The sequence below is a fragment of the Granulicella cerasi genome, from assembly GCF_025685575.1.
Classification (GTDB): domain Bacteria; phylum Acidobacteriota; class Terriglobia; order Terriglobales; family Acidobacteriaceae; genus Granulicella; species Granulicella cerasi.
Window position 1 is genome coordinate 455,303 of the sequence record NZ_JAGSYD010000002.1, and the last position, 19,129, is coordinate 474,431.

12 protein-coding genes are annotated in these 19,129 nt (G+C 58.7%); 5 read left to right on the top strand and 7 right to left on the bottom strand.

All coding sequences use genetic code 11. The features are described from left to right. Nucleotides 1-62: 62 nt before the first annotated feature. From mutS to OHL11_RS07465, 3 genes are read left to right on the top strand one after another with little or no spacing between them, the layout of a single operon-like run. Nucleotides 63-2,765 carry a DNA mismatch repair protein MutS gene (mutS, locus tag OHL11_RS07455; RefSeq protein ID WP_263370870.1) on the top strand — a complete coding sequence of 901 codons (2,703 nt, stop codon included), beginning with the start codon at nucleotides 63-65 and terminating at the stop codon, nucleotides 2,763-2,765. Next, nucleotides 2,762-3,964, top strand: a complete 1,203-nt coding sequence (locus OHL11_RS07460) for an anhydro-N-acetylmuramic acid kinase (protein ID WP_263370871.1) — start codon at nucleotides 2,762-2,764, stop codon at nucleotides 3,962-3,964. The genes mutS and OHL11_RS07460 overlap by 4 nt, the downstream gene beginning before the upstream one ends. Beyond that, complete coding sequence (locus OHL11_RS07465) at nucleotides 3,957-5,498, top strand: ABC transporter substrate-binding protein (RefSeq protein ID WP_263370872.1); 1,542 nt, start codon at nucleotides 3,957-3,959, stop codon at nucleotides 5,496-5,498. Before OHL11_RS07460 ends, OHL11_RS07465 begins: the two co-directional genes overlap by 8 nt. A gap of 36 nt (nucleotides 5,499-5,534) precedes the next feature. Here the strand turns inward: OHL11_RS07465 and OHL11_RS07470 are convergent, their stop codons facing one another. The 3 genes from OHL11_RS07470 to OHL11_RS07480 form a co-directional block, all read right to left on the bottom strand. Beyond that, nucleotides 5,535-8,858 (bottom strand): Ig-like domain-containing protein, encoded by a 3,324-nt coding sequence (locus tag OHL11_RS07470; RefSeq protein WP_263370873.1) that lies wholly within the window; start codon nucleotides 8,856-8,858, stop codon nucleotides 5,535-5,537. Between the two features lie 173 nt (nucleotides 8,859-9,031). After that, nucleotides 9,032-10,039 (bottom strand): formylglycine-generating enzyme family protein, encoded by a 1,008-nt coding sequence (locus OHL11_RS07475; protein WP_263370874.1) that lies wholly within the window; start codon nucleotides 10,037-10,039, stop codon nucleotides 9,032-9,034. A 121-nt stretch (nucleotides 10,040-10,160) separates the two neighbouring features. Continuing rightward, entirely contained in the window at nucleotides 10,161-10,871 is a 711-nt protein-coding gene (locus tag OHL11_RS07480; protein ID WP_263370875.1) for a PGN_0703 family putative restriction endonuclease, read from the bottom strand. 683 nt (nucleotides 10,872-11,554) lie between these two features. On the opposite strand from OHL11_RS07480, the gene OHL11_RS07490 reads away from it, so the two are divergent. Next, nucleotides 11,555-14,554, top strand: coding sequence for a diguanylate cyclase (locus tag OHL11_RS07490; RefSeq protein ID WP_396269581.1), 3,000 nt, complete (start codon nucleotides 11,555-11,557; stop codon nucleotides 14,552-14,554). Between the two features lie 178 nt (nucleotides 14,555-14,732). On the opposite strand, the gene OHL11_RS07495 is transcribed toward OHL11_RS07490, so the two are convergent. After that, nucleotides 14,733-15,602: an NmrA family NAD(P)-binding protein gene (locus tag OHL11_RS07495; protein WP_263370876.1), complete on the bottom strand. Its 870-nt coding sequence runs from the start codon at nucleotides 15,600-15,602 to the stop codon at nucleotides 14,733-14,735. A gap of 268 nt (nucleotides 15,603-15,870) precedes the next feature. Here OHL11_RS07495 and OHL11_RS07500 point away from each other — a divergent pair, with 268 nt between their 5' ends. After that, a complete protein-coding gene (locus OHL11_RS07500; RefSeq protein WP_263370877.1) occupies nucleotides 15,871-16,641 on the top strand; it encodes an oxidoreductase in 771 nt (256 codons plus the stop codon). Nucleotides 16,642-16,703: 62 nt separating this feature from the next. On the opposite strand, the gene OHL11_RS07505 is transcribed toward OHL11_RS07500, so the two are convergent. The 3 genes from OHL11_RS07505 to OHL11_RS07515 all read right to left on the bottom strand — a co-directional run bounded on the left by OHL11_RS07505 (nucleotide 16,704) and on the right by OHL11_RS07515 (nucleotide 18,754). Further along, nucleotides 16,704-17,312, bottom strand: a complete 609-nt coding sequence (locus OHL11_RS07505) for a TetR/AcrR family transcriptional regulator (RefSeq protein ID WP_263370878.1) — start codon at nucleotides 17,310-17,312, stop codon at nucleotides 16,704-16,706. A gap of 262 nt (nucleotides 17,313-17,574) precedes the next feature. Further along, nucleotides 17,575-18,240, bottom strand: coding sequence for a hypothetical protein (locus OHL11_RS07510; RefSeq protein ID WP_263370879.1), 666 nt, complete (start codon nucleotides 18,238-18,240; stop codon nucleotides 17,575-17,577). Then, nucleotides 18,227-18,754 (bottom strand): RNA polymerase sigma factor, encoded by a 528-nt coding sequence (locus OHL11_RS07515; RefSeq protein ID WP_263370880.1) that lies wholly within the window; start codon nucleotides 18,752-18,754, stop codon nucleotides 18,227-18,229. Before OHL11_RS07515 ends, OHL11_RS07510 begins: the two co-directional genes overlap by 14 nt. Nucleotides 18,755-19,129 lie beyond the last annotated feature (375 nt).

Sequence of the window (19,129 nt, forward strand, 5' to 3'; positions counted from 1 at the left end):
ATCACGGTCGAGCAGTTTCGGACCAGCTATCCACACCGCGCGCGGCGATATCCTGAGTGCGCATGAGCACAATCGCCGCGCCACCACCGGAAACGCTCTCGCCCGCCATGCGGCAGTACCGCGCGGCGAAGGACGCGCACCCTGATGCGTTGCTCTTCTTCCGCATGGGCGACTTCTATGAGCTCTTCTACGAAGACGCGGTCGTGGCCTCGCGCGAGCTGCAGTTGACCCTTACCGCACGCGACAAGGCGCGCTCCGTGCCGATGTGCGGCGTGCCGTATCACTCAGCCGGAACGTATCTGCAACGATTGCTGCGGCTCGGCTTTCGCGTCGCCATCTGCGAGCAGATGGAAGACCCTAAGCAGGCGAAGGGCGTGGTGCGCCGCGAAGTAACGCGCGTGATGACGCCGGGCACAGCGCTCGACGCAACGCTCGCAGCGAGCGAGTCGCAGTGGTTGGCTTCGCTGGCGACAATCGGCTCCGGCACCAATGTCTGCATCGGCGTGGCATCGATGGATTTGTCGACCGGCGACTTCCGCGCAACGGAGTTTACCGGCGCGCAGGCGTGGCCGATGGCGCTCGATGAACTCTCGCGCATGAACCCGGCTGAAGTGCTCTCCGCACGCGGGCTGGCGGTGGACGCGGCGCAGGCGAGCTTCGAGGCTGAACGCAGGGAAGAAGGCTCCGCCGGAACCACGCTCATCGCGGGTTCGAAATCGGAGCTCGAAGAGTGGGTCTTCCACGACGAGTACGCGATCCCGTTGTTGCAACAGCAGCTTCGCGTGCACTCGCTGGATGGCATGGGGTTAGGCAACCACGCGGCTGCGGCAACGGCTGCAGGCGCTATCGTGCATTACCTGCGCGCGACGAAGCAAGGCGCGCTCGAGCACCTCGACACGATTCGCTACTACGAGCAGCGCGATTGCCTCGAACTCGACGCGGTGAGCGTGCGGAACCTCGAGCTTGTCGAACCGCTCTTCTCCTCCGAAGGCCCGCAGACGACGCTCTTCTACACGCTCGACGCCTGCATGACACCCATGGGCAAGCGCCTGCTGCGGGCGCAGTTGCTGAGGCCAATGCAATCGCTCGACGCGATTCAAGCGCGACTTGATGCGGTCGGCCTTGCCGCTGCGGATATTCGTCGGCGCGAAGAGGTGCGGCGCTCTCTCGATGGCGTCCTCGACATGGAACGCCTGCTGGGGCGCGTGGCATTAGACTCTGCAGGGCCGCGTGATCTTGTAGCGCTCGGCGCAACGCTCGCGCGACTGCCCGGTGTGCGTGTGGCTGCGGCAGATCTCGGGGATAACGGCAATCGTTGGGCTGCGCTCACAGCGGCGCTCGATCCGCTCAGCGACCTATACGAGATGATTACACGCACGCTGGTCGACGAGCCGCCGGTCGCGCTCTTCGACGGCAACTACATCCGCATTGGCGTTGATGCCGAGCTGGATGAGCTGCGCGGACTTTCGACCTCTGGCCGTGAACGCATCGCGGCCATCGAAGAGCGCGAGCGCGAGCGCACGGGTATCAGCTCCTTGAAGGTTCGCTTCAACTCGGTCTTCGGTTACTACCTCGAAGTGACAAAGGCGAACGCAAAAGCAGTGCCTGCGGACTACGAGCGCAAGCAGACGCTTGTGAACGCCGAGCGCTTTACGACGCCTGAGCTGAAAGAGCTGGAGACCAAGATCCTCACCGCGCAGGAACGCTCGACTGAAATTGAACGGCGCATCTTCGGCGAGCTTCGTCGGCAGGTACTCGAGTCCGCGCATCGCATTCGTGAAGCGGCGCGCCACGTCGCAGAGATCGATCTGCTCGGTTGCTTTGCGCACGTTGCCGCACTGCGCGGCTGGGCCAAGCCAGAGGTCAACCATAGCGGCATCCTTGAGTTGGTGAACGCGCGGCATCCAGTGATCGAACGCCGCATGGAAGAGACCGGCAGCGGCCGCTTCGTGCCGAACTCCCTGCACCTCTGCTCTTCGGATGACGCAGGCAAAGACCCTTCGCTGCTGCTCATCACCGGCCCGAACATGGGCGGTAAGTCAACATATCTACGCACGGCTGCGCTGCTCACGATCTTGGCGCACTGCGGCTCGTTTGTGCCGGCGGAGAGCATGAAGCTTGGCCTCGCCGACCGAGTTTTCACGCGTATCGGCGCGAGCGATAACGTAGCGCGCGGCCGATCCACCTTCATGGTGGAGATGACCGAGACCGCCGCGATCCTCAACACTGCGACCTCACGCTCCCTCGTGCTGCTCGATGAAATGGGACGCGGTACCGCAACATACGACGGCCTCTCGCTCGCGTGGGCCGCAGTCGAGCATCTGCATGATCGCATTGGAGCGCGCACGCTCTTCGCGACGCATTATCACGAGCTCACGCTGCTCGCCGATCGGCTGCATCATTTGCGCAACGTGCGCGTGACGGTGCGTGAATCTTCGGGCGGCATCGTTTTCCTGCACACGGTAGAAGCAGGTGCTGCGAACAAGAGTTACGGTATCGAGGTTGCTCGGCTCGCAGGCTTGCCGCCTGCGGTGGTGCAGCGCGCGCGTGAGGTCTTGAAGCTGCATGAGAAGGCAGAGTCCCAACAAGTGCGCGATGCGTTGCCGACGAAGGACGCGGCGCCGCAGATGCAGATGACGATGTTCACGCCGCTCTCGCAGCGCATTGTCGATCGCATCGAGCTGACGGACATTGACAACCTGACGCCGCGTGAAGCGTTGACGCTGCTCGCCGAGTTGCAAAGCGAACTGAAGGGCGGCGCATGAAGCAGGCAGTGAAGCCGAAGAGCATGGTCGTCGCTGGTGTGATGAGTGGCACAAGCGCGGACGGCATCGACGTGGCGGTTTGCCGCGTGAGCTTTGACGCGAAGACGCAGCTGCCGAAGTTGAAGCTGCTCGCGCATCGTGCGTTTCCCTATTCGGCGGCGGTGCGGAAGAGCGTTCTCGCTGCAATGAATGCGGCGAGCGTTTCGGTAGCGGAGTTGTCGCAGTTGAGCTGGCGACTCGGCGCGCTGTATGCCGATGCGGTAGAAGCGACGCTGCAGGATGCAGCTTTGAACGCAGACCTCGTCGCGATTCATGGTCAGACGATCTATCACCAATCTACAGCGACGAAATTTCTCGGAGCACCGACGCGTTCGACCTGGCAGATGGGCGAGCCAAGCGTGGTTGCGGAGCGGCTGCGCCTGCCGGTGCTTTCAGATTTCCGTCCGGCGGATCTTGCCGCAGGCGGACAAGGTGCGCCGCTCGTACCGATGCTGGATTACGTGATGTTTCGCCACGCCACACGCAACCGCGTGTTGTTGAATCTCGGGGGAATCGCGAACGTAACGGCGATTCCTGCGGCGGCGCAACTCGACGACGTGATGGCGTTCGACACGGGGCCGGCGAACATGGTGATCGATGCGTTGATGGCGCAGTTCACAGGCAAGGCGTTTGATCGGAACGGCACGACGGCACGCAGGGGCAAGGTTCTGGAGCAGGTGTTGAAGCCCTTACTCGCGATGCCGTACTTCGACGCCGCACCTCCAAAGTCCTGCGGCCGCGAGCAGTTTGGTGTCGAGTTCGTCGAGCGTTTCCGTAAGGCGTGCGAGTTGCCCGATGCATCCCATGCAGACTGCGTGGCGACCGCGACGGCGTTTACGGCACAGACGATCGTCGATGCCTATGTGAAGTTCGTGTGGCCGCATCTTGGACAGAGCGCACCGCTCGCGAAGAGCACTGAGCTGCTGGTGGCAGGAGGCGGCGCACGCAATGCGACGCTGATGCAGATGCTCGCGGATCGCTTCGCTTTCTTCGGCGTTCGCGTGAAGACAACGGAAGATGTGGGCTTGCCCATTGAAGCCAAGGAAGCCGCGGCGTTTGCGTTGCTGGGATGGCTGACATGGCACAAGATGCCGGGCAACGTGCGCACAGCGACCGGCGCAGCGCGAGAGGTTGTGCTGGGCAAGGTGACGTATGCGTAGTTCGTTGCGCGTGACACTTGCATCGCTTTGCTTGCTCGCCATGACCGCTTGCTCTACGAACAAGCGCACTCCGGGAGAGCTTCGTTTTCTCATCGAGTCTTCGCCGAATAATCTTGATTTGCGGCAAGGCACAGACGCGCAGTCTGAGCGCGTAGGCGCGCTGATCTACGAGCCGCTTGTGCATCGCGATGCACAGTTTCATCTGCAGCCGTGGCTCGCGCAGAGCTGGGAACGCCAGGATGCCAACACCTGGGTCTTCCACCTTCGGCCGAATGTGCACTTTCATGACGGACATATCATGACGTCGAGCGATGTGGCGTGGACCCTGCGCTCGATGTCGAATGGAGCGCTCGTCAGCGCGAAGGCCAGTGCATACGCGAAGATAGCGAGCATCGAAACGCCTGATCGGCTGACGATGATCGTGCATACGAGCGCGCCGGATGCGAGTCTGTTGTTCAATTTGTCGGATGGACTCTTCGGCGTGGTGCGCGATGGCGCTGGACGCGATGAAGGCTTGCATCCCGTAGGGACCGGGCCGTTCCGCTTTGCTTCGCAAACGCAGGACAAGGACGTGGTACTTGAGCGTCATGACGCCTACTGGGGTGAAGGAGCGAGCATACCGCGGCTGCGTTTTGACGTGGTGCCCGATGCAATCACGATGGCGCTGGAGATGAAGCGTGGCTCCGCCGACGTTGAAGCGAATGCCATCACGCTCGATGAGGTCGCGGCTCTCGAGAAGACTCCGAGTATCGAAGCATCATCCACACCGAGCACGACGGTGATCTATGCGCAGTTCAATGTTGCGGACCCGGCACTGAGCGACGTACGCGTGCGGCAGGCGATTGCCTATGCGCTCGATAAGCCTGCAATCATCAGCACGTTGTGGCACGGCAAAGCGATTGAGGCGGATTCGCTGCTTCCTCCGGGACACTGGGCACGTGCGAGCGATCGCGATCTGCAGCAGTATCCACACTCGTTGAAGCACGCGATGGAGCTACTCGATCAAGCTGGGCTGAAGCCGGACAAAGACGGCGTGCGATTGCGCTTCACCCTGAAGACTTCTACCGATGAGATGACGCGCGTACTTGCGCAAGCGGTGCAACAGCAGTTGCGTCGAGCGGGCATTGCCATGGCGATTCGCCCGGCGGAGTTTGGCACGTTCTATGCGGACATCACCCACGGCGCGTTTCAGATGTACATTCTGCGCTGGACAGGCGCGTCGAATCTCGATCCCGACATCTTCCGCTATGCGTATAGCTCGGCTAGCTTTCCGCCGAAGGGTGGCAATCGCGGACATTACCGCAATGATCGCGTCGATGCTCTTCTGAAACAGGCCGCTGCAGCCACGGATGAGTCGCAGCGGCGTGCGTTGTATGTAGAGGTGCAGAAGATTCTTGCGGTGGATCTGCCCTCCATTCCGCTGTGGTATCCGAGCAACGTGGTGCTGCACTCGCAACGTGTGGTTGACGTGCAACCAGACGCGAGCGGCAGCTTCAGCTTCTTACGATCGGCAAAGCTGCGCCAGCAGAAGTAGCTTGCATTCCAACATCCGCTTGATGCCGATGCCAGGTTACGGCGTCACCTGGAGCGAGCGTAAGACGAACTTCGCCGCTGGACTCATGAAGCCGATGTTCGTGGACGCCGGTAGCGTCGATGGGATTACCGCAGAGGCGGTTTGACCTCCGCAGGAAAGCGTGCCGATTGTGCCGGCGAGCGTTACTGAAAGCGCGCAGGCGGTGTTCGCCGGATAGATCGTGGCAAGTGTGGTCTCCAGGCCTGCTATGCGCGAGTAGAGATCAATCTCTCCGGCATAGCTGACCGTGAAGAGATAGTTGTCGAGGTCGGTGTAGCGGTAGAGCACCTTGGCACCGTAGGTAGCGGCACTGGTAGTCGCGGTAAAGTCGGCGCGCTTTACGTCGATGAGCAGCGGATTACTGAGGTCAGGAGTCGACGAGACGATGCCGCTACCCGCATGGAAACTCCAGTCGCCATTCGGATCGTTCCACACAGCGCCTGCAGGAGCGAGTGCGGGCTTTGTGCCGTTGATCGCGTGACGCGCAACATGCTCGCGGAAGCTGGTCGATAAGATCGAGGTCGCTGGTGCAGTGGATGTAACAGGAGTGGAGGCAGTCACCGTGGCAACGGACGAGGTGCTGGGTGCGTAGTTTACGTTGCCGCTATATGCCGCCGTGAAGCTGTGTGTGCCTGCAGTGATTGCATTCACGGCGTAGGCGGCATTGCCTGCGGCGAGCGCTGCTGTACCGAGCGTTGTGCCGCCATCGCTGAAGGTCACGAGACCTGTTGCTGCAGCGGCATCGACCGTTGCAGTCAACGTTACCGACGAACCAGCCACCGAAGTACTGCCGGTTGTCGTCAAGGATGTTGAGGTTGCCGTAGCCGCAACGGTGGACGAAGTCCAGTCGTAGCGCGTGATCGAGTAAGGCGGCAAAGAGTCGCTCGTAGGATTCGTGACGCTGTATGCCCCGCTGAGCGCGACACTCTGCGGATAGAGGTTTGTGTTCGCAGTGCCAGCAGCTTCGTTGCGAGCGGAGATGCTCGACGGCGCGTAACGCGTGACCGACACGCTACCGCTCGGCGCCGATGTGCCTGCAAAGGCGATGGTGTGAGCGTTGGCGATGTCGACGTTGATGACGATCATGGAACGCTGTGTGCCCGACTGAAAGCAGAACGCATACTCCTGTGGAATGCCGCTCGCCGTAGGCGTACCGGAGGAGCCGAGGCCGTTATGGTTTGCGGCGAGAGTATAGGTTGTGGGATTCACCACGGGGCAGCTATACATCGGACCGATGATGGCCGCGTTCGCGATCTGCATTCCCAACTCTTGCGGGCGTGGCGCATTCGTCGCACCCCCCAGATCAACGAACGCGCCCCAGTTGTGCGTCACGTTACCATTCGGACCGCTGGTGTAGTACTCGCTGAGCGAGAAGAAATTCTGATCGACGATGCCGAAAGAAAGGTGCTGCAAACCTTGCAGTGCTGTCGCTGTGCCATAGCCTGCAGCATCGGTAAAGCTGTCGAGCACGGACTGCGTGACAGCAGACGTACCTTGCGTCGTGCTGTTGTCGAACTCGTAGACGTTGAGCTTGCCATAGGCCTTGATGGCGTTGCCTTGCTGATAGAACGTGGCCGCGGAGTTTGTTGTATTCGCGACCACTTCATACATCAGAGGATTCCAAAGCGCGGAGAGTGGTGCGACGTCTCCCACGTACGCTTGCGTGTACGGCGCGAGTTCGCCGCTGTTGGCGCCGGTGCGCGTCATCGCTTCCACGATGCCATAGTTCACATTGCCGTCTTGAAAGCCCAGGATGAGGTCGATGCCTGCGCCGCCACTGGGCCATGACGCGGAGCTGCGCATGGATCCCCACACACCTGCCGCATCGGTCGAGTAGTCGTAGTAGTAATCAGGCGCGTCAGCGCGATAGCCAAGGCCCTCGCCAGCGCCACCTTCATTCCAGTTCTCGTTGCCCATCGCGAGGTGAATCGTCGGGAAGATGCTGAGCCAGGAGGTGCCGTGGCCCTGCGCCAGACGTAGATCGCCCATCGTCGTTGCGGGCGAGCCGTTGAGGTAGTCGATCCACCACGCGCCTTCATCAGCGCCGGTCGTCTCCGGGAGTGCGTAGTAAGGCTCAGCGCCGATGGCCTCGCAAAGCTGCAGGAACTCGGTGAAGCCAACCTTCTCGCTCGCATAGCCCTGCCCGCCCGCGTAGTCATAACCGGTGGAGTTGACTGCTGGCTGGCGCTCGAAGAGAGGAAGAATCGTGTTTTCGATTTCGTCCGCACTCTGCCCTGCCCAGTCGCGCAGCTCGCAGGGGACACCCGTGAGCGAGGCACCCGCACAATGTTGCTTCAGTGCATTCACGACTTCATCGCGGAAAGGTGTGGTGTTCGTCGCATCGGTCGTGGTCTTTTGAAACGACACGTCGTCGAGCTCAACAAATCCACCCTGCGCGAGCATTTCAACGGTGATATCGCCTTGCGCGAGTTGAGCGGTCTCTGCACCGGTGCAGTTGAAGGAGAACGAGGCCCACGTAGGCGCAGCCGGAAAACTCTGCGAAGTGCAAGACAGCGGGTTGCCCGCAGCGCCAGTGACGTTGCGCTTCACGTTGACCGTGAGCGTTGCACTGCCAATCGTCTTATAGTGTCCGCTGATCGTGTATTGCCCGTTGATCAGCAAGCCGGTGACCCAGGCAGCGGTATCAATGTGTGCGACCACGCCTGCGGTCGAACCCGACGGGCTTGCATCGAGCACGATCGATTGCTGTCCCTCATACTGCGTAGCGCAGTCGGAGCCGATCCTGCCACCGTTGGAGATTTCCGCCCACCAACCTGCGTGGCTTCCTTCCCAATCTTCTTCGGGAGTGCAGTCGATAGACTTCCGCAACACGATCACGTCGCCTTTGACGACTGGCGTAGAGCACGCAGAGGCAAAGGTGTACGTAGGGCCTGCGTTGTTGGCAGCGATGGTGTTCGACGCGATAGAGCCAGAGCATACGAGGGCCTTCGGTGCTCCGCGATAGAGCTTGAAGGTGCCGCCTGCCCAGAAGTTCGCTACGACGGGGTCGTAGAGATTCGGAGAGATGAAGGTCGTGCTGGTAGCGTCGGCCATCGCTACGAACTTGTCGCGATAGAGGTCCGGCTCGAAACCCGGATTTCGCCACATCAGGTTCTTGTAGAGCTCTCCGGCACCGTAGTACGTCGGACCGCCGAGATTGATGCCGATCTTCTTCGGGTGTGCGACGAGGATCGTGCTTTCCTGCGGCGTGATGGTCTGCGCGGAGCCAGTGAATGCGAGCGACAGCAGGAGAAGAAAAAGGCCGAGGCGCGCGAGAGCGCTTCCACAAACCTGCGCGGGGCGGAAACCAATGTGCTTCATGGCCGTTATTCTCCGAGGTGCGAACGCGATTATAGCCAGCGATTCGCAGGAACAGAGAGACACCAAAGGTGCTATCAAACGTAGCGACTTCTGCACGATGGAAATGAATCATGCTGAAGGGTTGATCACACGGAAGTCTTTATCAAACACGAGCCACGGACGCTGCGAGCGCGCTACTCGGCCTGCGGCGAAACGCCGTTGACCACGCACCGAAAGCTCATGTGCCCGGTAGCGCTGTCTGGCGTGTTTTGCGTGCGTGCTGCAACACGATAACGGTTGCAGTAGGAGTAGTGGCAAAGGAAGGAGCCCCCCTTCATCACGCGTCCACTACCCGAGGTCGGCCCCTGCGGATTGCGCTCCACCGATGTTGCATGTGCGTCTATCGCGAACCAGTCCGCGCACCACTCCCACGTGTTTCCGGTCATGGAATAGATGCCGTAGCCATTGGGCGGGAAAGCTTCGACCGGGCAGGTGCCCGCGTAACCATCGTCCGCAGTATCTTCGCGCGGGAACTCGCCCTGCCAGATGTTGCAGCGATGTTCGCCGTTGACACGAAGTTGATCGCCCCAGGGATAGAGCTTCTGCTCCAGGCCGCCGCGCGCTGCATACTCCCACTGCGCTTCCGTAGGAAGACTCTTTCCGGCCCAGGCGCAGTAGGCCTGCGCGTCATTCCAACTTACATGCACCACGGGATAGTCGGCGCGCGATGCGATATCGCTTCCCGGCCCTTCCGGCGAGCGCCAGGTAGCTTCCGGAACAACGCACCACCAGGGCGCGCTGGCGACCGTGTCCCTCACAAGCTCCGTGAAGCGGCGCTTGGGCACATGGGACCAAAACACAAAGGACCAACCGAAGTGCTCCGCTTCTGTCTTGTACTGCGTCGCATCGACGAAGCGCGCAAACTCAGCGTTCGTCACCGTGTGACGGTCCATATAGAAAGGGTCGAGCGTGACAGCGTGCACCGGGCCTTCGCCGTCGGCAGCGAAGCCTTGCGCGTAGTCCGTACCCATGAGAAACGTGCCACCGGGAAGAAACACCATATCCGCCAGGCGCTCTTCCTGCGACCGCTCCGCAGCTATGAGAACCTTGGGGGCCGCAGTCACTTCTGTGCGCTCGGAAGAAGGGGTGCAGCACCCCTTCTTCACGATCTTCAATGGCTCGTTTTCGGTCGACTCGTACACACCACAAGCTTATTGCATTCGGTGTGGGGCGCTCCAACACGGCGGCGGAAAGAGGTCGCCCAGAGCTGTGCCAGAGAACAAGAAACTCCGCACTCAGCCTTCTGGCATCTGCAGCGATCCTTCAAGCCGCAATTCCATACTTCTCCGCAAGAAACACCTGCAGAGATGCTGGAAGCGCTGCAGCGAGTTCCTGCCACGTAAGAAGCTGGAGACGATGACGGAAGTTAGGAAGATGTACGGCGCGCATCACGCGATACCACTTCTCGATAAGGTCGGCGCGACGAGCATCACAAAGCACGCAGAAGGAAGCATGTGCGGCATAGGCGGCGAGAGTGCTGCGGATGAGTTGGTAGCCGCTGTAGCGGCCCGCTATAACCGGCAAATCGGCTACGTCGAAGACGATCTCGATGTCGCGATAGCGATGAACCAAGCTTGTCTTCGCGGATTGAAAGTCGGACTCCGTGAGCTTCGCCTCGACCAACAAATGATCCAGCTTCATATCGATCTCGGTGTTGTCACTCTTCCCGCCACGGAGAGGTGTACGCGGCTTGAATCCAAACACCGGGGTTACGGGCGATTCCAGTCCGAGCATCGCCTGCACCTGCGGTTCAACGATCGTTCCAGGATGACAGAATATGTTCATCAAGAGGGCATCTGAGCTATTGGCGCAGTCCAACTCTCTCCATGGCCAGTCAGCGCGGGCGCGTGAGCGCTTGTACGCCGTATGAGATTTTTCGAGGCGACGCTTCCAATCGGTTGAAGCACGGATCTGCGCGTAGGATTCGTGATGGAAATTACCGTGCCTGCCATCCTCGTCCAGCCCGAAGATCACGCTGGGAGTATTGCCGTCTGTGCAAGCATGTAGAAGGCGACGCTCCGCAGCGAAACTTAGGGCGCGGTAGCTCAGTTCGGCTCGGATGCCTCCGCCGACTGGTACATCTTCCTCGCTACGATTCCCCATCCGCATCTCACGATCATAGCGAAATAAAAGCGAATAAACACTATGAGGATGAGCGGTGACGTTCTAAGGGGGCTACCATCATCCCCGCTCCAAAAGACTCATCCGCGCAAGCGACGAAGGCTGCAGCAACGCCGAGAGCTCCTCTTTCCGGCGGGTGAAGGAGCCCAAAACTCTTTGCGGCCATGCAAACTTAAGTGCATATGTCATCAGCCTTTTGTGTCTCCGGTTCGCAGGCCGACGAACGACGTCTTGCCATGCCCTTCAGATGGACCTATTCTTGAAGAATCCAAATGCATGAGTAGTACGCAACCGACCGGGCACGTCAGGATCTCCTGCGTCGATGTGCGGCTACGAAAGTCGGGTCATTAGGAACTGGCATGATCGAGCTCAGGAACGCAGAGGTGAAATCCCTGATGCATCGCGTCGCCATCTTCTTCCTATGTACCTTCTCTTGCCTCTGCTTCAGCATGTACTCGCTGGTGGCTCGCGCACAGGCAACTCCCCCTATCTCCGGGGACACGCTGGCACGGCTCGCGGATCCTAATTTCTCAACCATGGGCCTGAAGGATGGGCTCCCACATGACTCCGTCTATGGTTTCGCGCAAGACAAGCGTGGCGCAATATGGATAGCCACCTTCGGCGGACTGGCCCGGTTCGACGGATACACAATCCGAACCTACACGCACGATAGCGTCTACGCCGACTCGATCCCGGACAATAACGTTCGTGGCGTGCTCGCGCGCTCTGATGGCGGCCTGTGGGTTGCGACCGGGAATGCCGGCATCGTGAGCTATGACCCCAGGATCGATGGCTTTCGCCCGTTGCCGAACCAGCCAGGCAGAATCGCCAAGTGCCACGTCTTCGCCATGACAGAAGACACCGACGGCAGCCTGTGGTTCGGTTCTGAAGTGGGTTTGACTCACTTCATGCCGAAAACCGGCACGTACCAGATTTACGGCATCGCGGTGAAGGACGATCACTCAGGACTCCATCAGAAAAGTGTCTTCGCGATCCTTCGCTCGCGAAATGGAGACCTTTGGGTCGGCGGAGACCATGGCGCGGATGTGCTTCGTCGCGGCGCTTCGCAGTTTGAAGCAGAGAATGAGCTTCTCTTTCCAGGCGCGCCTGCTCCTCCCGTGTGGACCGTCTTCGAGGATGCCCGAGGACAGCTCTGGATCGGAACCGATCGCGCCGGCATTCGTATTTACGATCCAGCGCAGAAGAACGCTGAAGGCGTGATCTCCAACAATGAGTTGAATGCGCTGATAGGTACGGCCACCGTCCGAGGCGTCGTTGAGGTCAGCCCGCAGAGATTCTGGATCGCGACCTACGGAAGCGGCGTCATCGCCTACGATGCGCACTCCTCATACGCTCGCCAGTACAAGCGCGACCTCACATCGCCTGCACCGCTGAGCAACAACTTCGTGCGTGGACTTTTCAAAGACTCTTCCAAGAACGTTTGGATCGGCACCGATCATGGGCTATCGCGCCTCGGTCCCCTCGCCGACGGACTGCTGACCCTGCATACCTCTCCCTTGCGTCGCGATGGGCTCTCCGGGAATGAGGTCCGCAGTGTCACCTTGCAGAACGAATGCCTTTGGGTGGGATTCGATCAAGGCAAAGTCTCGGTGATCGATGGCAACGGACAGATGCACAGCGTGCATGCAGCCCCAGGAGTATCGCAGAAGGAAACCCTGCAACGAGAAGTGCTCGCAGTGAAGGGCGACGAGCGAGAGATCTTCGTAGGAGGTGTCGGGCTCTTCGTCGTCGACTCCAAGACCTACTCGTATCGGCCAGTGCATGGTGCTGGTCTCGATGGACAAGTGATCAACGCACTTTGGGTTTCCAAGCAGTTTGTATGGGTCGGAACGTATAACGGTTTGGTCCGCTACGATCGAAACGACCACTCGACGCTTCTCTTCAGCCATCATGACGACGATCCCCGGAGCCTCGCCGATAACTACGTGCGCGATCTGCTGCAAACGCCCGATGGCACGCTCTGGGTCACAACGAGGTTGGGCCTCGACGAGATGCCGAAAGGTTTGGAGAGCTTTCTCCATCTTCGAAAAAACGCGCCGCTCGGGTTCGAGCTGCCTTCCAATAATGTGCAGCCGATAGCCCTCGACGCAGGGATGCTTTGGGTAGGATCCATCGACAAAGGACTGCTCTACCAGAGCGGAACCAGGACAGTCTTTGCCGATGGCGCCACGCGGCAAATGCCGGTGTTTCGCGACATGGATACGACCTCCGGCTTTCCATCCAATACCGTTCTGACGGTCATGGTCGGCCGCGACCACCGGATATGGAGCAATACGCCGAAAGGCCTCGCCGTTGTCGATCCCAGAACGCGGACCGTCAAAACCTTCACGGAAGCTGACGGATTCCGCATCAGCTCCCAGAATCTTTTCGGCTCTGCAGCATTTGATGATGGAACGCTTGTCTTCCCTGGAGATCAGGGACTCGCGATCGTACGAACGGATCGGATCCCCAAGAATCCAACCGTGGGCAATCTCTTCCTGTCTGAACTCGCCATCACGGGTCGCAAAGAATCGGCGGTCGCTCAAGCCTGGGGCGTGCAGTCTCTGGGCGTGACACCCCGCATCGAAATGACGAGTCGAGAACGCAGCTTCCGTGCGGTCTTCGCGACCCTGAACGTTGCGACCGCGCGGGAGATGCATTACTCCTACAAGCTCGAAGGTTTCGATGCAGACTGGATGGGAGGAGATGAAGGATCGCACATCGTCACCTACACGAATCTCCCGCCGGGACGGTATCGTCTTCTCGTCCGCGCGTGGCGTGAGTCAGACCGTGAAGCCGTCTCCAGCACAGCCATCATGATCCACATACGACCTCTGTTTACAGAGACGAAGTGGTTCAAAGTACTCATGCTCGCCGCTATGGTGGCCGTGATCTTCCTGGCTTTTTGGCTACGGTTGCAAGTCATCGAGCGCCGACGTTTCGCGCTTGAGCAACTCGTCAAGGAGCGAACCGGTGAATTAGCGAACAAACACGCGGATCTTCTCGAAGCGAACAAGCGTCTTGAGGTCCTTGCCAAGCGTGACGAACTCACCGGAGCGTTCAATCGACGGCATTTTCTTGAAGCGGCAAACTCCGAATTCGAACGCTGCGTTCGTTCAGGTCGATCCTTCAGCCTGCTGCTTATTGATCTGGACAACTTCAAACGTATCAACGATCTCTACGGGCATGCAGCGGGCGATGCCGCTCTGCTGCACACGATAGCTTCTCTCAATCGCGAACTACGTTCGACCGATGTGCTCGCACGGTACGGCGGCGAAGAGTTCGCAGTCTTGCTTCCGGAGAGCGACGACGTCAACGCGGAAGCTGTTGGAGAGCGCTTGAGACAACAGATCGCAGCTACCGAGGTCGTCGTGGGAGAATTGCGATTCTCGATCACCGCTAGCGTGGGTGTCTCATCAAGAAACGGAGCGGACAGTGTCGATGAAATCCTGCGCCGCGCAGACGTAGCGCTGTACAACGCGAAAGCCTATGGGAGAAATCAGGTTGTTCGATTCAGCGACAATGCGGAAGCTTAGAGCATGAATCAAACCTCAGCGAGATTGCGTCACGACACCTATCGCGAACTCTGTTGCGGTGTTCCTGCCTCAACAACCGATGGCCGAGGGAGTTCACGCTTTGCAATCGTCTGGGGACTTTGCCTGCGCCCATGAAGCCAATCTTCATGGAGGTTCCCTCGCGGCTTGATCGTTCGGATTACTTGGTGAGGTAGTTGTGGCGGAAGAACTCGGTAGGAGTTGTCGCCTTGCGGCCAATGAGCGTCTCCAGGTCCTTGGTCTGCTCCTCCCACTCACCCGCACCCATATTGACGACCCACTCAAGAACGAACTGAGCGATGAAATCCGGGACGCCCTTCCCGACCAGTTGCAGGTATTCCTCGGGGGTGATCTTGCTGTACGGGACTTTCTTGCCTTCGAGCTTGGAGAGAATGTCGGCTACATCTGAAAAGGAAATGGCCGGAGCGCCGGTCAGCACGTAGCTCTTGTTCTCGTGCCCCTCACCCGTCAGGATGGCTGCGTGTGCCGCTGCCAAGTCATCACGAGTTGCTGCTGCAAACTTGTGGTCTCCCGCAGGAACATGAACACCCGTCTCCTGAGCTTTCGGTCCGAGGTAAAAGAACAAAGCTTCAAGGAATGGCGGGTGGTAAGCCAAGGTGTAGTTGATACCAGATGCCTTCAGCTTTTCTTCCGTGAAGATGTCCTCAGCGGTGATCTCTTTCATCGTGACCGTGGAATTCTTCTTGCGGTAGATCGGCATAAACACAATGTGCTTCACGCCAGCCTTTTCGGCTTCGTCAATCACATTGCCGTGGGCTTTATTGCGTTCTGTGAATGCGTGCGTGGCCGTGAGCATGAGCTTGTCGACACCCTTGAACGCCTCAGCAAGAGAAACGGTGTCGAGGTAGTCGCCTTGTCGCAATTCGATCCCTTTGGCCGTGAGGTCTTCCGCCTTCGCCGGATCGCGCACCAATCCGATCAGTTCATTCGCCGGCCTGAGCTTCAGCAAATGTAGAAGCGTCTTCCGTCCAATGTCTCCGCTTGCGCCGGTCACCAGTATTTTTCCCACGGTTAGAGTCCCTTTCAATCTGAAGAAGTCATGAATATTCGTATCTTACGGTTCAGATGTACGAGAAGCCACTCCAGATTCAAAACTTCCGAATGATGTCGGAGCCAAAGCGAGTCTCTCTCCAAACAAGAAAGCTAAAAGAGATGCGAAGCGTTGTTGTCCGGTAGAAGTTTCGAATCTTCCAGCACCGCCTCTACATCTGTACCGATGGATTCAGAATTGATGCATTTCTGATCTGTTCCAGCCGACACTAAGGAGAAAAGGAAGTATGTCGAACTCAGTTCTTGACCTATCCAAGGAGTTCGCGGGTCGCCGCGCTCTTGTAACCGGAGGCTCCCGCGGTATTGGTGCCGCTATCGCACAGCGTCTTATCGATGGAGGCGCGAAGGTCGCTGTTGTCGCGCGCAACCGTCATGAGCAAACCCCGAAGGACGCCATCTTCGTTCAAGGCGACATCCTGACCCCGGAAGGTTGCAAGAAGCTTGTCGATGAGGCCGTCAAGGCTCTCGGCGGCCTCGACATCCTTGTCAATAACGCGGCTGAAGCGAAGCTGGTCCTCCCCAACTCCGAGGCGATCTCTGACGAACTTTGGCAGAAGACAATCGCATCGAACCTTCTCTCGGTCGTGCGCGTGACCAACGCGGCTCTCCCGAGCCTGAAGGATTCGAAGGACGGTTCGATTCTGAACATCTCTTCGGGCAGCGACCTTCCTGGCAACGGACCTCTGGTTCATTACGGTGCAAGCAAGGCCGCGATGAACTACTACACGAAGGCTCTCGCGAAGGAGCTGGGCGCTCCCCACAAGATCCGCGTGAACATCGTCACACCCGGCGGAGTGGAGACTCCCGGAGGCGACATCATCCGCAACGAACTCATGCAGGCAATGGGAGCTCCGCCAGAGGCCGCAGTTTCGATGGTGCCGCTTGGTCGGCTCGGACTTCCCTCTGACATCGCGGAGGCTTCGGTGTTCCTGCTTTCGCCTCGCGCTGCTTGGATCACCGGTATCAATTTCCACGTCAACGGTGGTTTCCAGTTCTAAAGGCAACGACCACAAAAAAGGGCTCGCGCCGCAGCGCGAGCCGCTTCCATTCATGGAGCGGACTACAGCTCTAGATTTCGAAGAGCCATGTCAACGGTCTTTGTCAGTTCGGCCTTCGTCGCACCGCTAGCGGCCTGCACTCCGAGTCCTTGAATAATCGTAGCCACGTATCGGGCCGCAGCAGCGGGATCAATTCCTTTGGAAAGGTCGCCCGTCTTCTTCGCGTCCTCGAAGCGCTTTCGTGCTCTTATCTCGCCGGCTCTGCGTCCTTCGATTAGCCACTGCTTCACAGAATCCGATTCATCACCAACAGCCAAGGCTCCATGAACAGAAAGACAGCCTTTTGGGTTACCCGGCGTCGAGAGGAAATCGACCGTTCCACGAAGCGCTGACTCGACCACTTCTCGAATCGTCGGCTTCTCAAGCGCTTCTCGTATATATCCCTGGTAGTCATTGATGTAGCGTTCGAAGGCCAGCTTGAACAGATCTTCCTTCGTGCCGAACGCTGTCCACATGCTTGAGCGATTGATGCGCATTGCGCTCTCGAGATTTCTGAGGGTTGCACCTTCGTAACCCTTCTCCCAAAAGACACGCATAGCCGCATCAAGCGCTGCGGTTGTGTCGAAACCTCTCGGGCGCCCCATCTTCGAGTTTTCTATCGTCTTCGACATACCTGCCTATTTGATACACATCTGTACCAAAAAGATCGAAAGTTCTAAGCCGCGTCGGCAGACCCGCTCCTCTGGATCTTACGGTTCAGAAGCATTTTTTCTCGTCGGAATTTGCATCGGGGGAAGCAAATCAGCACAAACCCGCCTGGCTCTGAAAGAAAGCAAATGACTCAAGAAGAAGCCTACAAGGCAGCCGCCATCAAGACGTGAATTCTCCCTCGCCCTGAAGGGGGCGTTTATTCCTGCACAGTGGATGGTCGGTTTAGCGGAGGAACTCCGAGAGTATGTCAGCTTGCTGTCGTGCTTCCGCGAGGCTTCTTCCGGCGATGACGTCGGCAAGCCGCTGGTACCACGATTGGCCGGCAGCGGAGCGGATGCTCCTGAGCCCGATCGCCAAGATCGGGACCACGGCGAGTCCGACGATCGCATTGATGGCGATAAAGGTGGGCGCGAGGAAGCGATGCGCGTCGATGCCGAAAACCATGCGGAGAGAGATGATGAGGAACGGCACCCACCAGACGATCTGGCCTGAAAAGAAGAGCCAGCGGAAGTACCGAAGTCTCAAGATCCGCAATCGCGCCAAGTGCTGTTGAACGCCTGCGACCGGTTCGTCGAACTCAATCCCGCGGGCTGCAATCAACTGACGGATGGCGATGATCAGAGCCCCCGCCAACCACACATCCATAAGGGCTGCGGGCCATACAAAGCGGAACTGCCTGATGTGGTCGGCGAGAAAGCCACCCATCAGCAACATGCCGACGGCAGTGAGAACGATTTCGAGCCACAGCGAAACGATGAGACCGCGCAAGGGCGCTTTGATTCGCGCGGCGTTCTGGCGGTGGACCTGGTTCGCGAGCGTAAGATCGATTCGGTCGAGCCTTGTGCTCTGTTCTTTCCAGGCTGCTTCCAACTCTTCAAAGGTTGTCATGATTCTTCTCCTGGCTAGGGCGATGGCCTATTTTCTGTTTCCATTCGTTCTTTATGCGATTCATTCTGGTCGACACGTTCGAAGCCGTGGTGCCCAGAACTTCGCCAATTTCCTGATGGCTATTGCCGTCCAGATAGAGCATGACCATCGCCTTCTGCATGGGGTCTAAGTCTTCGATGAGGTCATATAGCAGACGGAGTTTGTCAGAATCAGCCTCTCGGGCAGGCAGAGCGATCAGCAAGTGTTCTTCCGCGGGTTCGATATGCTGGCGGCGAAACGTGTCATGGCGCAGCCAGGAGATCGCTGTGTTAAGCGCAACCCTGTACATCCACGTAGAGAAGGCGCAGCGGCCATCGAACGCGCCAAAAGAGCGCCAGAGTTGGATCAAAATCTCCTGCGCCAGGTCTTCGCGGTCCTCGTGGGATGTGCCGTAGAGATTACAGACCTTGAAGAGGATGCCGCGATGGCTTCCTACCTGATCGTGAAATCGTCGTTCTGTGTCGGCAGCCTGCATTCAGAACATTCTCCTAGCTTCTGAATAGTTATTCGCATGGAAACCAAAAACATCACAGGACTTGGAAGTTAGTAGACCGGACAACGGAAAGGTTTACTGGCGCGAGAAGGCAATCGAGGCCGGAGATGGAGTCTATTCCGCCTCAGATCATGACAGCCATCACAGCGAGCGTCCCGAACTAGGACGGCGTTCTCGGGTGTCATGCGAACTCATCCGACCAATCTGCTCTTTATGAGATTGCGGCCCTCGTCGGGTCCTTTATTAAGCCGTCGGGGGAGCCTCTGATCGATCGGATGGGCTATATGGATGGAACATGGCTTCGACAACTTGGTTTGCGGCCCGCCGTGCCTACTATGTATCAAGCTGCACAGCACG

What these genes read in the sequence shown, in the direction of transcription:
- OHL11_RS07500 (WP_263370877.1), top strand. Translation starts at nt 15,871, where the DNA reads ATGTCGAACTCAGTTCTTGACCTATCCAAGGAGTTCGCGGGTCGCCGC.
- OHL11_RS07510 (WP_263370879.1), bottom strand. Translation starts at nt 18,240, where the DNA reads ATGACAACCTTTGAAGAGTTGGAAGCAGCCTGGAAAGAACAGAGCACA.
- OHL11_RS07515 (WP_263370880.1), bottom strand. Translation starts at nt 18,754, where the DNA reads ATGCAGGCTGCCGACACAGAACGACGATTTCACGATCAGGTAGGAAGC.
- OHL11_RS07460 (WP_263370871.1), top strand. Translation starts at nt 2,762, where the DNA reads ATGAAGCAGGCAGTGAAGCCGAAGAGCATGGTCGTCGCTGGTGTGATG.
- mutS (WP_263370870.1), top strand. Translation starts at nt 63, where the DNA reads ATGAGCACAATCGCCGCGCCACCACCGGAAACGCTCTCGCCCGCCATG.
- OHL11_RS07505 (WP_263370878.1), bottom strand. Translation starts at nt 17,312, where the DNA reads ATGTCGAAGACGATAGAAAACTCGAAGATGGGGCGCCCGAGAGGTTTC.
- OHL11_RS07470 (WP_263370873.1), bottom strand. Translation starts at nt 8,858, where the DNA reads ATGAAGCACATTGGTTTCCGCCCCGCGCAGGTTTGTGGAAGCGCTCTC.
- OHL11_RS07465 (WP_263370872.1), top strand. Translation starts at nt 3,957, where the DNA reads ATGCGTAGTTCGTTGCGCGTGACACTTGCATCGCTTTGCTTGCTCGCC.
- OHL11_RS07490 (WP_396269581.1), top strand. Translation starts at nt 11,555, where the DNA reads ATGGGCCTGAAGGATGGGCTCCCACATGACTCCGTCTATGGTTTCGCG.